The following is a 14638-nucleotide window of genomic DNA, read 5'->3' as shown; positions in this document are numbered from 1 at the left end:
GTGTCTCCAGAGAGGGTGGGAGAGGGATGGGAGGGTAGGGGAAGAGGGTGCGTACGGGACCCGCCGGCCCGGTGGTGACCGGACCGGCGCGCCCCGCGGGTGCGGCTACTTGACGGATCCGGCGGTCATCCCGCCGACGAGGTAGCGCTGCAGGAACATGAAGGCGACGACGACCGGGATCGACACCACCAGCGAGGCGGCCATCAGCTCCGGCCAGGCGGCCTGGAACTCGCCGATGTAGGTCGAGACGAGGCCGGGCGGCAGGGTCTGCTTCTCCTTGTCGGCCAGCGTCACCGCGAAGATGAAGTCGTTCCAGCCGCGGACGAAGGCGAACAGACCGGCGGCGATCATCCCGGGGGCGGCCAGCGGTGCCACGATCGAGTGCAGGGTCCGCCACCGCGAGGCGCCGTCGATGGAGGCGGCCTCCAGCAGGGCGTCCGGGATGGTGTCGAAGATGCCCTTCAGCATCCACACGCACAGCGGCATCGTGAACGTGGTGAAGGACAGCACCAGCGCGGTGTAGGTGTTCAGCAGGCCGAAGCTGGAGAACACGGCGTACAGCGTCACCAGCAGCAGCGCCTGCGGGAACATCTGCGAGGCCAGGACCATGTGCATCAGCGAGCGCCGGCCGCGGTAGCGGAACTTGGAGAACGAGTAGCCCATGTACGTGGCGACGACGACGCTCAGCACGGCGGTGATGGAGGCCACGATCAGGCTGTTCACCAGGTAGGTGATCAGCTGGTCGTTGTCGGCGAGCGCGGTGAAGTTGTCGAAGGTGATCTCGGTGGGGATCAGCTTCGGCGGGAACTGGAACGCCGCGTCGGGGCTGCTCAGGGCGGTGGCCAGCAGCCAGTAGACCGGCAGCATGCCGAAGGCGCCGATGACCAGGACGGCGGTCCAGGCCGCTATCCGCGAGCGCAGCAGGTCCTTGCGGATCCTGCGCCGCGTGGTGCGTCCGGCGTGCCGGGCCGGTGCGCGGTGCCGGTCGGTGCCGGTCAGCGGGGTGGAGGTCGTGGTGGTCATCAGGCGTCGCTCTTCCGCTCGGTGATCCTGAGGTAAACGACGACCAGGACGAGCAGGAGCAGCATCCACAGGCCGCCCAGTGCCGTCGCCCGGCCGATGTCGAAGCCCTTGAAGGCGGTCTGGTACACGGCGGTCGCGAAGGTCTCGGTGGCGCCGGCCGGGCCGCCGCCGGTGAGCACGTAGATGGTGTCGAAGTGCTGGAAGTTCCAGATGAACTCCAGCAGCAGCACGATGGAGGCCACACCGCGGACCTGGGGCCAGGTGACGGCGAAGAAGCGGCGGATCGCGCCGGCCCCGTCCATCGAGGCCGCCTCGTGCAGTTCCCTGGGCACGGTCTGCAGACCGGCCAGGAGCATCACCATCATCCAGGGGAAGCTCGCCCAGGTCTTGGTGATGATGACGGCGAGCATCGCGGTGCCGGGCTGGCCCAGCCAGGACACCGACTCGTCGATGATCCCGAGGTCCATGAGGATGCCGTTGAGCACGCCGTAGTTCGCGTTGAAGATCCACATCCAGAGGAAGGAGACCACCACGCCCGGGATCACCCACGGGAACAGGAAGAGCCCGCGCAGGAAGCCGCTGCCCTTGAGCCCCGAGTTCAGCGCCAGCGCCAGCGCGAAGCCGATCACGAAGGGCACGACCGTGGCGCCGACGGTGAAGACCAGCGTCTGCTTGAAGATCGTGAGGAAGTCGCCGTCGAGCCAGTAGGTGAAGTTCTCCAGCCCGACGAACTCCCGGCCCGGCAGTCGCAGGTCCTGCTTGAAGAAGCCGGTGATCAGGGCCGACACCAGCGGATAGATGATGATCGTCGCGAACAGGGCGAGCCCCGGTGCGGTGAGCAGCAGTGCGAACGCGCCGTTCGAGAGCCGTCCGCCGTTCCGCTCACGCCGGGGAGCGGCCTTCTGGGGAGGTGCGGCCGTACTCATGGATCTGTCCTCTCGAACGGTGCGGGAGCGGTGATGCAGGGCCTGGTGCGCTGAGCCCGGCGCCGGTGGGTGCCGGCAGGTGCCATGCATGCTCCATGGAACGCAGGTTGCAGCATGCGGGATCGTTCTCCATATCGTGCGAGGCCGTCAACCCTTTTGGTCGGTGAATCACCGGTTCTGTGCGGGACCGTGACGTCGGCGTATGCGTCATGAGCAGTGCTCTCGGCCCACGGCGACGGTGTCATCGGCTGCGCCGGAAACTTACAACAGATCCCACTGGCTGAACAGTGGTTGCACAATATGGATGTGATGTACGTTCGAGGCCGCTCCGCTTCGGCGGAGAGAATCCGTGCTTCACACCAAGGAGGCCGCTCCGTGCGGGAAGAAGAGGTCCATTACGAAATCGCCGTCATCGGCGGGGGCCTGGCGGGGACCTGCGCGGCCATCGCCGCTGCCCGGCTCGGCCGGCGTGTCGCCCTGGTCAACAACCGGCCCGTGCTCGGCGGCAACGCCAGCAGCGAGGTCCGCGTCTGGGTCTGCGGCGCCACCGCCCACGGGGTGCACCGCTGGGCCCGCGAGACCGGCATCATGGGCGAGCTGTACACCGAGAACCAGTTCCGCAACCCCGAGGGCAACCCGTACTACTGGGACCAGGTCGTCCTGGACGCCGTACGGGCCGAGCCCAACATCGACCTCTACCTGAACACCGACGTCCGCGAGGTCGAGGCGAGCGGCCCCGAGGACGCCCGCGAGCTGCACTCCTGCACGGGCTGGACGATGGGCTCGGAGCGCCGCATCACCTTCCGCGCCCAGCAGTTCCTGGACTGCACCGGCGACGGCCTCCTCGGCCACCTCGCGGGCGCCGCCCACCGCATCGGCCGCGAGGCCGTCGGCGAGTACGGCGAGCCCTGGGCGCCCGAGGAGGCCGACGAGGCGCTGCTCGGCTCCACGATCCTGTTCCACACCAAGGACCTCGGCCACCCCGTCAAGTTCGTCCCGCCCGCCTACGCCAAGGACCTCTCCAGCACGCCCATCCTGCGCAACCGCGTCCTGCGCACCGGCGACAACGGCTGCGACTACTGGTGGATCGAGTGGGGCGGCGAGCTGGACACCGTCCACGACAACGAGCGCATCCGCGACGAGCTCCAGGCCGTGATCATGGGCATCTGGGACCACATCAAGAACTCCGGCGAGTTCCCGGACGCCGAGAACCTCACCATGGAGTGGGTCGGCAGCCTCCCCGGCAAGCGCGAGTACCGCCGCTTCCTCGGCGACTACGTCCTCACCCAGCAGGACATCCTGGAGCAGCGCCCGTTCGACGACCGGATCGCCTTCGGCGGCTGGTCCGTCGACCTCCACCCCGTCCAGGGCATGTACGCCGACGAGCCGGGCGCCCGCCAGCGCTACGCCGACGGCATCTTCCACATCCCGCTGCGCTCCCTGTACTCGGCGAACGTCACCAACCTGCTGTTCGCCGGACGCAACATCTCCGCCACCCACATCGCCTTCGGCGCCACCCGGGTCATGGCCACCTGCGCCACCCTCGGGGAGGCCGCGGGCACCGCGGCCGCCCTGTGCGTCGCCGAGGGCGTCCGCCCCCGCGAGCTGGCCGCCAAGCGCCCCGAGCTGGTGCGCCGCGCCCTGCTGCGCCAGGACGCCTCCGTCATCGGGCTGAGCGACGACGACCCCGACAACCTGGCCCGCGCCGCCCGCGTCACCGCCTCCTCCCACCTGGAGCGCCTGGCGGCCGAGCCCTCCGACGCCGCGCCCGGCGAGCCGTACCCGCTCACCCGCGACCTCGGCCTGCTGCTCCCCGTCGACCCGGCGCTCGACACCGTGGACCTCCTCGTCCACGGCGGCGAGGAGCCCGCCGAGCTGACCGTCGAACTGTGGGGCACCGGTCGCCCCGAGAACGCCGTCCCGGCCGACCGGCTGCTCACCACCACGGTCGCCGTCCCGGCCGGCGGACCCCACTGGGTCACCGCCGTCCTCGGCCACCGCCCGGAGACCCCCGGCAACGCCGTCCTGATCGTCCGGGCCTGCCCCGGCACCTCCCTGGTCCTGGTGCCCGAGCGCACCGACGGCGTCCTCGCGCTGCGCAGCCGCGCCGAGGGCGACGCGGCCGTCGACCACGACATCCCGGAAGAGGACGGCCAGCTCGTCCTGGAGTGGCAGGCCCGCGGACTGCGCCGCCGCACCTTCGCCTTCCGGGCCGCGCCGGACACCGCGGCCTTCCTGCCCGAGCGGGCCGTGGGCGGCTGGCAGCGGCCCTACGGGGGCCCGCAGATGTGGTCCTCCGCCCCGCTCGCGGACCCGGACGCGGCCGGGGAGTGGCTGCGCCTGGACTGGGACGAGGAGCGCGAGCTGGGCGAGGCGCGGGTGGTCTTCGACGACGACGTCGACGAGTACCTCAACAACCTGCACCGCCACCGCACCCCGTTCGAGATCATGCCGGAGCTGGTCCGCGACTACCGGATCGAGGCCGCGGAGCCGGACGGCACCTGGCGGACCCTGCACACGGTGACCGGCAACCGCCGCCGCCACCGCGTCCACGCCCTGGCCGGCCCCGACGGCGGCCCCCTGCGCACCACCGCGCTGCGGCTGGTCGTGGAGGCCACCCACGGCGCACCGCACGCCCATGTGAGCGCCTTCAAGGCGTTCGGGGCGTAACCGGACTCCGGCGCCGGTGCGAAGGGGCACCGGCGCCGGGCACGCCGAAAGGCCCGGTACGGGGGAGGGATCCCGTACCGGGCCTTTCGGGCGGACTCAGATGGCTCCGAGCGCCTGGCTGATGGCGTCGGCGGCCTCGATGACGTCGCGGGTCAGGGCGAGCCGCTGGCTCTCGGTGTGGCCGCCGAGCAGCGAGGTGGGGCCCCACAGCGAGATCGCGGCCACCACGTCCCCCGAGGCGTCGCGGACGGGCGCGGCGAGCGAGGCGCGGCCCAGGGCACGCTCCTCGGCCTCGACCGCGTAGCCGGTGCGGCGGACCGTCTCGATCTCCGTGTCCAGGAGGTCGTGGCTGACCGTGGTGAAGTCCGTGTGCGCCGCCAGCGGCTCCGGGAGCAGGGTGCGCCGCTCCTTGGGCGTGAGGCCGGCGAGCAGGCACTTGCCGATGCTCGTGGCGTGCAGCGGGGCGGTGTGCCCGGCCTGGGTGTACGACTTCGGGGTGCGGGTGCCCTCGAAATTGCACAGGAACATCAGCTCGTCGCCCCGCCGGACGGCCACATTGGCCCCGAGGCCGGTGCGGGTGGCGAGGTCCTGGAGGACCATGCGCGCGGCCCGGTGGACCGGGTGGCGGTTGGTGGCGGTGGCCGCGAGGGGCAGGATGCCCAGGCTGAGCCGGTAGAGATTGCTGACCGGGTCGCGCTCCACCATGTCGAGCCGTTCGAGGGTGGAGAGCAGGCGGGACGTGGTGGACGAGCCGAGTCCGGTGATCTCGGCGACATCGGAGACACGCAGCTCGGCGCGGCCCGAGTCCAGTGCGCGCAGCACGGAGACCGCTCGTTCGACGCTCTGGTTCGTCCCGGCATCGGTCGCCCGAGTAACCATGACCCTCCTCGTTCTTTGCAAATCGCTTGCACATTCTGCATCAGCATATCGCGCCGACCCCTGATGTGACCCGGGAAATCTCTGCCTTCCACCGCCGGAAATACAGGGCATTCGCGGTGCTTCAGGGCTTGTTGGCGCCGAACGGGCACCCCCCGCCGCCCTCCCGCGCCCGGCGGCCGATCTCACAGCGCCGCGCCGCCCGGTGTGTGAAGGGCGTTACCGCCCATGATCGGCCGGGGCACATCGGCGTAACGGGCAATTCGTACGGTCGGGGGCACGATCCGATCCAGAGAGAGGGCACCCGGTGTCCACACAGGAGTCCCGGGCGGCGAGCGCCCAGGTGCGGACCGTCTGCTCGTACTGCGGAGTGGGGTGCGGGATGGTCCTCGACCTCGGGGCCGGACCCGACGGCCGCCGTACGGTCCTCAAGGCGTCCGGGGACCGGGCGCACCCCGCCAACGCCGGCCGGCTCTGCACCAAGGGCGCGACCACCGCCGACCTCCTCGCCGCCCCCGGCCGGCTGACCACCGCGCTCCGCCGCCCCGAACGCGGCGCGGAACCGGTACCCGTGGACGTGGACACGGCGATCACCGACACCGCGCGGCGGCTGCGGGCGATCGTCGACGAGCACGGGCCCGACGCCGTCGCCCTCTATGTGTCGGGGCAGATGAGCCTGGAGGCGCAGTACCTGGCCAACAAGCTCACCAAGGGCTTCATCGGCACCAACCGGATCGAGTCCAACTCCCGCCTCTGCATGGCCAGCGCGGGCAGCGGCTACAAGCTCTCGCTCGGCGCCGACGGGCCTCCCGGCTCCTACGACGACCTCGACCGGGCCGATGTCTTCCTCGTCATCGGCTCCAACATGGCCGACTGCCACCCGATCCTCTTCCTGCGCATGATGGAGCGGGTCAAGAGCGGGGCGAAACTGATCGTCGTCGACCCGCGCCGCACCGCCACCGCCGAGAAGGCGGACCTCCACCTCCCGATCCGCCCCGGCACCGACCTCGCCCTCCTCAACGGCCTGCTGCACCTGCTGCACGCCGGCGGACACACGGATCCCGACTTCATCGCCCGGCACACCGAGGGCTGGGAGGCGATGCCGGAGTTCCTCGCCGACTACCCGCCCGGGACCGTCGCCGGGATCACCGGACTGCCCGAGGAGGACATCCGCCGGGCCGCCGGGTGGATCGGCGCGGCGGGGGAGTGGACGAGCTGCTGGACCATGGGGCTCAACCAGTCCACGCACGGCACCTGGAACACCAACGCCCTGATCAACCTCCACCTGGCGACCGGCGCGATATGCCGCCCCGGCAGCGGCCCGTTCTCCCTCACCGGACAGCCCAACGCCATGGGCGGCCGCGAGATGGGATACATGGGACCGGGACTGCCCGGCCAGCGCTCGGTCCTCGTCGACGAGGACCGCGCCTTCACCGAGGAACTGTGGGGGCTGGCCCCCGGCACCCTGCGCGAGGACGGTTCCGGACAGGGGACCGTCGACCTGTTCCGCCGCATGGCCGACGGAGAGATCAGGGCCTGCTGGATCATCTGCACCAACCCGGTCGCCTCCGTCGCCAACCGCCGCACCGTGATCGAGGCCCTGGAGAGGGCCGAACTCGTCGTCACCCAGGACGTCTTCGCCGACACCGAGACCAACGCCTACGCCGATGTGGTGCTCCCCGCCGCCCTGTGGACCGAGACCGAGGGCGTCCTCGTCAACAGCGAACGCTCCCTCACCCTCGCCCGCCCGGCCGTCGAACCCCCCGGCCAGGCCCTCCCCGACTGGCAGCTCATCGTGCGGATCGCCCGCGCGATGGGGTACGAGGACGCCTTCGCGTACGACAGCGCCGAGGAGGTCTTCGAGGAGATCAGGCGCGCCGCCAACCCGAAGACCGGCTACGACCTGCGCGGGGTGACGTACGAACGGCTGCGCACCGCCCCCGTCCAGTGGCCCGCGCCCACCGCCGGCGGACCGGACCGCAACCCGATCCGCTATCTGACCGCCGACGGCACCCCGCTCTTCCCGACGCCGAGCGGCCGGGCCGTCTTCTTCGCCCGCCCGCACATCGACCCCGCCGAGATGCCCGACGACGCCTATCCGTTCGTCCTCAACACCGGGCGGCTCCAGCACCAGTGGCACACCCTCACCAAGACCGGCCGCGTCGCCAAGCTCAACCGGCTCGCCCCGGCCCCCTTCGTCGAGGTGCACCCCGAGGACGCCGCACGGCTCGGCATCGCCGAGGGCGACCCCGTCGAGATCGCCTCCCGGCGCGGCCGGGCCGTCCTGCCGGCCGTGCTGACCGACCGGGTGCGCCCCGGCTGCTGCTTCGCCCCGTTCCACTGGAACGACCTGTTCGGGGAGTACCGCTGCGTCAACGCGGTGACCGACGACGCCGTCGACCCGATCTCCTTCCAGCCCGGATTCAAGGTCTGCGCGGTCACCCTGGCGAAGTCCGCCACCCCGCTCGCCCCGGCCCCCGGACCCGCCGCCGCCCCGGCCGTCCTCCCCGCGACCGTGCCGGCCCCCGCCGTCCCCTCCCCGGCGGCCACCGCGCTCGGCGTGGCCGGCACCCCGCCCCCGGTCCTCGCCGAGCACGAACGGCAGTACCTGGTCGGCTTCCTGGCCGGACTGGAGAGCGGCGCCCCCGGCGTCCCGGTCCTGCCCGCCGGAGCCCCCTTCAGCGAGGAGCACGCCCGCTGGGTCAACGGGGTGCTCGCCGGGATGTACTCGCGCGCCCCGCACGGACCCGAGGCGCCGCCCGCCGCCGATGCCCCCGCCCCCGGCCGCGACGTGCTCGTCCTGTGGGCCTCGCAGACGGGCACCGCCGAGGAGTTCGCGGCGGCCGCCGCCGACCGGCTCACCGCCACCGGACACCGCGCCGCCCTCCTCGGCATGGACGACACCGACCTCCGCTCACTGCCGCCCGGCGCCGACCTGCTGCTGATCACCAGCACCTTCGGCGACGGCGACGCCCCCGACAACGGCGCCGGCTTCTGGTCCGCCCTGACCACCGCCGACACCCCGCGCATGGACGGCCGCCGGTACGCCGTCCTCGCCTTCGGGGACTCCTCGTACGACGACTTCTGCGGCCACGGCCGCCGGCTCGACCAGCGCCTGGACGAGCTGGGCGCCGTCCGCCTCGCCCCGCGCACCGACTGCGAGCCCGACTACGAACCCTCCGCGCAGGCCTGGCTCGACCTGGTCCTCGGCAGCCTCACCGCGCCGTCCGCGCCCGCCGCCCCGCGCCCCGCCCCCGCCCCGCGCACCGGCGGCCGGGCGGCCCCCGCCACCGCCCGGCTCACCGGCAATGTGCTGCTGAGCCGCCCCGGCTCCGGCAAGGAGGTGCGCCGCTTCACCTTCGACACCCGCGACAGCGCCGTGCCGCTCGTCTACGAGGCGGGGGACGCCCTCGGCATCCACCCCGTCAACGACCCGGAGCTCGTGACCGAATGGCTCGCCGTCACCGGGCTCGACCCCGCCGCCCCGGTCGAGGTCACCGGCACCGGGCCGCTTCCGCTGGCCGAGGCCCTGCGCGGGCACCTGGACATCACCCGGCTCACCCCGGCCCTGCTCGGCTTCGTCGCCGAACGCACCGGCGACCGCGAGCTGCGCAAACTGCTGCGCCCCGACAACAAGGGCGAACTCGCCCGCTGGTCCTGGGGCCGGCAGGCCGTCGACGTCCTCACCGAGCACCCCGTACGGGCCACCCCCGAGGAGTGGGCGGGGGTGCTGAAGAAGCTCCAGCCCCGTCTGTACTCCATCGCGTCGAGCCCGCTCACCGACCCCCACGAGGTGGCGCTGACCGTCTCCGTCGTCCGCTACGAGAACCTCAAGGGCCACCCCCGCACGGGCGTCTGCTCGGCCTTCCTCGCGGACGCGGCCGAGGGCACCCCGGTGCCGGTCTTCGTCCAGCGCTCCGCGCACTTCCGGCCCCCGGCCGACCCCGACACCCCCATGATCATGGTCGGGCCGGGCACCGGGGTCGCCCCGTTCGTCGGCTTCCTGGAGGAGCGCCGGGCGCGCGGTCACCGGGCGCCCAACTGGCTCTTCTTCGGCGAACAGCACCGCGCGAGCGACTTCTACTACGAACGGGAACTGCACCGGGCGCTCGACGACGGCAGCCTCGCCCGTCTCGACACCGCCTTCTCCCGCGACCAGCGCGCCAAGGTCTACGTCCAGGACCGGATGCGCGAACGCGGTCCCCAGCTCTGGTCCTGGCTCCGGGACGGCGCCCACTTCTACGTCTGCGGGGACGCCTCCCGGATGGCCAAGGACGTCGACCGGGCGCTGCGCGACATCGCGGTCACGCACGGCGGCCTCGACGAGGACGCGGCCGCCGTCTACGTGAAACAGCTCGCCGCCGACAAGCGGTACGTCAGGGACGTCTACTGATCGCCCGTCAGGCGGACCGCAGCCCGAACCAGTCGAAGGCGGCACTGCCCCGGGTGGCGTACATGCCGAGGACCCGGCCGGTGAAGCCTCCGGTGACCTCGGTGGTGAGGTAGCGGCCGTCGAGCGCGGCCAGGACCTCGAAGGCGCCGTCCTCCGTCTCGTACCCCAGGTGCAGGGTGTCGGGGGCGCCGACGCGCAGTCCAGGCGGGACGGCCGCGTCGGGCGCGGTGACGGAGGGCGGCAGGACGACGGACGAGGTGACGTCGATCCGGAGCGTCAACGGACCGGGCGGGACGGTGCGTTCGGCCACGGTGTGGCCCAGCGGGCCGATCCGGGCGGCGACCCGGACGGTACCGGCGCCGTCCGTCTCCACCCGGTAGTGGTGGGCCTCGTCGATCCGTACGGCGAGTCCGCCCAGCCCTCCCGGGGCGACCTCGACCCGGGTGCGGGCGGAGCAGTCCGGGTCGCGCTGCCTGCGTCCCACGAAGACCGCGCCGGTGGCGTCGAGGGAGTCCGCGCGGGCGTGCAGCACCAGATGCCCCGGCCGCTCGTCCAGCCGGACGGTCTCCGGCCGCCACTGCCGGACCGCGACCCAGCACGGAGCGAGCGCGTCGACGTCGAAGTCGTCGCGTTCCGGCTCGCCGGGCCAGGGGTGCGGTTCCAGCGCCGGTGCCTCGGCGCGCAGTTCGACCGGTCCGGGCAGCGGCCAGCCGTCCTCCCAGCACACCGGCGCGAGGAAGGTCTCCCGGCCGAGGCCGTGGTACTTGGGCGTGTCGCCCCGGGGCCGGGTGCCCAGCAGCACCATCCACCAGCTGTCGTCGTGCGCCTGGACCAGGTCGCCGTGGCCGATGTTCTGCACGGGGTGGCCGGTGCTGCGGTGGGAGAGCACGGGGTTGTCCGGGTGCGGTTCGAAGGGCCCGGTCAGGGTGCGGGCGCGGGCCACCGACATCGCGTGACCGCGTTCGGTGCCGCCCTCCGAGAGCAGCAGGTACCACCACGCGCCGATCCGGTACAGATGCGGCCCCTCGGGGTACTGCAACCCGCTGCCCGACCACAACGACACCGGCTCGCTCAGCAGTTCGCCCGTCCCCGGGTCCAGTTCCACCCCCCGGATCCCGTCGTTCGAGAACACGCACCAGCAGGTGCCGTCCTCGTCCCAGGCCAGGTCCGGATCGATGCCGGGGATGCCCACGGGGACCGGGTCGGACCACGGTCCGGCGGGGTCCTCCGCGGTCACCAGCAGACTGCCGATGCCGTCCACCACGGTGGTGATCATCCAGAACCGGCCGTCGTGGTACCGCAACGTCGGCGCGTACACCCCGCAGGAGGCCGGCACGGTGTCCGCGAGCTCCAACTGCCCCGGGCGGTCCAGCGCGTGCCCGATCAGCCGCCAGTGCACCAGGTCGCGGCTGTGCCAGATCGGCACCCCGGGCACGTACTCGAAGCTGGACGTCGCCACGTAGTAGTCGTCGCCCGCCCGGCAGATGCTCGGGTCCGGACTGAAGCCGGATATCACGGGGTTGTCGAAGAGCGCCATGTCCGTCCCAGGTGGTGCGGGTGGCGGAGCGGAGGGAAGGACGCGCCACCACGATCGTCGAAGCGCTTCGACGCTCGCATGGCGGAACCCCGCTGTCAACGGTCGAAGAGGGTTTCCGCGCCGGGGTGTTCGCGGGCCGGGATGCCGCGCACGGGAGTTACCAGAGCGTAACTTACTCATGGGTTACCTTCGGTAAGCCGCGCTGCTAGCTTGCGCTCACCCGCTATTCGGAGCAGAGCGAGGAGTGAGCTGTGAGCCGCACGAGCACCCGTTCGCTGGTCCCCTTCCCCACGAGGTCCCCCCAGGAGCCCCCCACCCGCCGGACCCGGTCCGGCGGTGTGCGCGCGGTGGCCGTCGCCGTCACCGCGGCGGCCTGTCTGACGGCGTACGCCGTACCGGCGAACGCGGCCGGCGGAACGGAGCCCGTGGTGTCCCGGGGCGTCACCATCCCCGACTTCTACACCCCGCCCGCCGAGCTGCCCGCCGTCAACGGCGAGGTCATCCGGCACGAACCGCTGCCCCTCGGGCTGAGCCTGCCCGGACTGGACGGCCGCCCGATGCCGGGCACCGCGACCCGGCTGATGTACCGCTCCACCGACGCGGCGGGGCAGCCCGTCGCGGTCACCGGCGCCTACATCGAACCCTCCGCCGCGTGGAAGGGCTCCGGCGCGCGCCCGCTCGTGGCGCTCGCCTCCGGAACGGTGGGCCAGGGCGACCAGTGCGCCCCCTCGCTGAGCCTCCAGCACCCGCTGGCCGTGACCCCGGAGACCGTCTCGATCGGCTACGAGACCCTGTCCGTCTACCGGCTGCTCTCCGCCGGTGTCGCCGTGGTGGTCACCGACTACGTCGGCCTGGGCACGACGGACCGGCTGCACACCTACGTCAACCGCGTCGACCAGGGGCACGCGCTGCTGGACGCGGTCCGAGCCGCCCGCCAGGTGCCCGGCGCCTCGGTCACCGCCGCCTCGCGCACCGGTCTGTACGGCTACAGCCAGGGCGGCGGCGCCAGCGCCTCCGCGGCCGAACTCCAGCCGTCCTACGCACCCGAGGTCACGCTCTCCGGCACCTACGTCGGCGCCCCGCCCGCCGATCTGACCGCCGTCATGAAGGGCATCGACGGCAGCGCCCTCGCCGGGGCCCTGGCCTGGGCGATCAACGGATTCGCGCAGTCCGACCCCGATCTGCGGGCCGTCGTCGAGGCCAACGTCAACGCGGCCGGCCGGGCCGCGCTGAACGACGCCTCCACGATGTGCGTCGGCGACGCGATCCTCGGCTACGGCTTCACCAAGAGCACCAAGTGGACCAACAGCGGTGCCTCCCTCGGTGACGTCATAGCCGCCGAACCCCGCGCCAAGGCCGCCCTCGACCGGCAGCGCATCGGCAACCTGAAGCCCTCCGGCCCGGTGCGCCTGGCCACCGGGGTGCAGGACGACATCGTGCCCCACGCCCAGGCGCGCCAACTGGCCGTCGACTGGTGCCGCAAGGGCGCGAACGTCACCTACGACGCGATCATCCTGCCCAACCTCGGCGACAAGCTGCTGACCAACCACATGGTCCCGCTGATCACCGACCAGGGCGACGCCATCTCCTGGCTGACCGACCGGCTGTCCGGCCGCGGCGCCTCGTCCAACTGCTGGACGATGCCGATCCAGCCCTGACCCGCGCCTTTCCCGCGCCGCCGGGCGGACCCCTTCGGGGCCGCCCGGCGGCCGCGTTCCGCCGAAATCCCCGTGCGGCGGCTCCGGACACCCGTTAGGGTGCCCGCCATGAACCTCTTTCAGCTCTACGGCTGACGCGGCTGGGGCAACGCCCCGACCCCGTCCGGCGGAACCGCGCGCGCCCCTGACCCGTGTCCCACGGGCGGCGACGCGCCGCTCCGCCCTTCCCTCCCGCCGTAGACCTGAATCGAGTGATCCTCCATGTCACGACGCCGTGCCCATATCGCCGTGATCGGCATCCCGGCCGTCAGCCACGTCCTGCCCAGCCTCGAAGTCGTCCGTGAACTGGTGGCCCGGGGCCACCGCGTGACCTGCGCCAACGGCCCCGAGGTGGCCGACCGCATCGAGGCCACCGGCGCCGCGCTCGTCCCGTACCGCTCGGTCCTGCCGGTCGCCGACAACAACTGGCCCGACGACCCGATCGCCGCGATGGGCCTCTTCCTCGACGACGCCGTCCAGGCGCTGCCCCAGCTGCGCGCCTTCTACGACGAGGACCCGGCCGACCTCTATCTCTACGACATCGGTGCGTACGCCGGGCGCGCCCTGGCCGAATCGCAGAAGCGCCCCCTGATGCAGCTGTCCCCGACCTTCGTCGCCTGGGAGGGGTACGAGGAACAGGTCGCCGCCCATCTGTGGGCGCTGCCGGGCGCCGACGCCTACCGGGAGCGGTTCACCGGCTGGCTGGCCCGGTGCGGTGCGACGACCACCGTCATGGACGCGTTCTCCGGGCGGCCCGCGGACACCCTGGCGCTGATCCCGCGCGCGATGCAGCCGCACGGGGACGACGTCGACACGGACACGGTGACGTTCGTCGGACCCTGCTTCGGAGGCCGCTCCGAAGGACAGGACTGGACCCGGCCGGCCGGCGCCGAGCGGGTCCTGCTCGTCTCGCTGGGCTCGGCGTACACCGACCGTCCGGAGTTCTACCGCCGGTGCCTGGCCGCGTTCGGCGGGCTGCCGGGCTGGCACGTGGTCCTCCAGGTGGGCCGCCACACCGACCGGACGGCGCTGGGCACGATCCCGGACAACGTCGAAGTCCACTCCTGGGTACCGCAGTTGGCGATCCTGGAACAGGCCGACGCCTTCGTCACGCACGCGGGCATGGGCGGCAGCTCCGAAGGGCTCTTCACCGGCACGCCGATGATCGCCGTCCCGCAGGGCGCCGACCAGTTCATGAACGCCGACCGGCTGGTGGAGCTGGGCGTGGCCCGCCGCATCGACACGGAGGACGCCACGGCCGACGCGCTGCGGACGGCGCTGACCGCGCTCGTGGACGATCCGGAGGTCGCCGCGCGATCGCGGCGCCTGAGCGCCGAGGCCCGTTCCGAGGGCGGAACGCACCGCGCCGCCGACCTGATCGAGCGCATGCTCGGCCGGGGGACCGACGCGAGGTGACACGCGTGCGGGGCCGCGCGGTGGGTGTCACCGTGCGGCCCCGCACCGTCTGCCGGGTGGGGTGTCAGCCCTTGCGGTTGTTGATCTCCTCGGTGAGCTG

The 14638-nt window shown here is 72.4% G+C and carries 8 protein-coding genes; 4 read left to right on the top strand and 4 right to left on the bottom strand.

Going from position 1 to position 14638, the window contains the following annotated elements; translation table 11 throughout:
* Window positions 1-105: 105 nt before the first annotated feature.
* Together ACZ4FH_RS26235 and ACZ4FH_RS26230 are read right to left on the bottom strand one after the other, a co-directional pair.
* Window positions 106-1023, bottom strand: a complete 918-nt coding sequence (locus ACZ4FH_RS26235; protein WP_383646185.1) for a carbohydrate ABC transporter permease — start codon at window positions 1021-1023, stop codon at window positions 106-108.
* Window positions 1023-1949 (bottom strand): carbohydrate ABC transporter permease, encoded by a 927-nt coding sequence (locus ACZ4FH_RS26230; RefSeq protein WP_383646182.1) that lies wholly within the window; start codon window positions 1947-1949, stop codon window positions 1023-1025. The genes ACZ4FH_RS26235 and ACZ4FH_RS26230 overlap by 1 nt, the downstream gene beginning before the upstream one ends.
* 375 nt (window positions 1950-2324) lie before the next feature.
* On the opposite strand from ACZ4FH_RS26230, the gene ACZ4FH_RS26225 reads away from it, so the two are divergent.
* Window positions 2325-4619 carry an FAD-dependent oxidoreductase gene (locus tag ACZ4FH_RS26225; RefSeq protein WP_467307833.1) on the top strand — a complete coding sequence of 765 codons (2295 nt, stop codon included), beginning with the start codon at window positions 2325-2327 and terminating at the stop codon, window positions 4617-4619.
* A gap of 96 nt (window positions 4620-4715) precedes the next feature.
* On the opposite strand, the gene ACZ4FH_RS26220 is transcribed toward ACZ4FH_RS26225, so the two are convergent.
* On the bottom strand, window positions 4716-5498 hold the full coding sequence (locus tag ACZ4FH_RS26220; protein ID WP_467307832.1) for an IclR family transcriptional regulator: 783 nt from the start codon (window positions 5496-5498) through the stop codon (window positions 4716-4718).
* Window positions 5499-5877: 379 nt separating this feature from the next.
* On the opposite strand from ACZ4FH_RS26220, the gene ACZ4FH_RS26215 reads away from it, so the two are divergent.
* Window positions 5878-9888: a molybdopterin-dependent oxidoreductase gene (locus ACZ4FH_RS26215; protein WP_467308037.1), complete on the top strand. Its 4011-nt coding sequence runs from the start codon at window positions 5878-5880 to the stop codon at window positions 9886-9888.
* A gap of 7 nt (window positions 9889-9895) precedes the next feature.
* Here the strand turns inward: ACZ4FH_RS26215 and ACZ4FH_RS26210 are convergent, their stop codons facing one another.
* Window positions 9896-11425 carry a glycoside hydrolase family 43 protein gene (locus tag ACZ4FH_RS26210; RefSeq protein ID WP_467307831.1) on the bottom strand — a complete coding sequence of 510 codons (1530 nt, stop codon included), beginning with the start codon at window positions 11423-11425 and terminating at the stop codon, window positions 9896-9898.
* A gap of 251 nt (window positions 11426-11676) precedes the next feature.
* Between ACZ4FH_RS26210 and ACZ4FH_RS26205 the strand changes: the two genes are divergently transcribed.
* Together ACZ4FH_RS26205 and ACZ4FH_RS26200 are read left to right on the top strand one after the other, a co-directional pair.
* A complete protein-coding gene (locus tag ACZ4FH_RS26205; RefSeq protein WP_467307829.1) occupies window positions 11677-13083 on the top strand; it encodes a lipase family protein in 1407 nt (468 codons plus the stop codon).
* A gap of 261 nt (window positions 13084-13344) precedes the next feature.
* Window positions 13345-14538 (top strand): macrolide family glycosyltransferase, encoded by a 1194-nt coding sequence (locus tag ACZ4FH_RS26200; RefSeq protein WP_467307828.1) that lies wholly within the window; start codon window positions 13345-13347, stop codon window positions 14536-14538.
* The last annotated feature ends 100 nt before the right edge of the window (window positions 14539-14638 follow it).

It is taken from the genome of Streptomyces sp. NPDC024555, from assembly GCF_055559335.1.
The sequence above is the reverse complement of the archived record's forward strand: the minus strand, read 5'-3'. Positions and strand labels throughout refer to the sequence as shown.

Coding starts and splice junctions, on each gene's coding strand:
- ACZ4FH_RS26230 (WP_383646182.1), bottom strand. CDS start 1,949: ATGAGTACGGCCGCACCTCCCCAGAAGGCCGCTCCCCGGCGTGAGCGG.
- ACZ4FH_RS26200 (WP_467307828.1), top strand. CDS start 13,345: ATGTCACGACGCCGTGCCCATATCGCCGTGATCGGCATCCCGGCCGTC.
- ACZ4FH_RS26215 (WP_467308037.1), top strand. CDS start 5,878: ATGGTCCTCGACCTCGGGGCCGGACCCGACGGCCGCCGTACGGTCCTC.
- ACZ4FH_RS26220 (WP_467307832.1), bottom strand. CDS start 5,498: ATGGTTACTCGGGCGACCGATGCCGGGACGAACCAGAGCGTCGAACGA.
- ACZ4FH_RS26235 (WP_383646185.1), bottom strand. CDS start 1,023: ATGACCACCACGACCTCCACCCCGCTGACCGGCACCGACCGGCACCGC.
- ACZ4FH_RS26210 (WP_467307831.1), bottom strand. CDS start 11,425: ATGGCGCTCTTCGACAACCCCGTGATATCCGGCTTCAGTCCGGACCCG.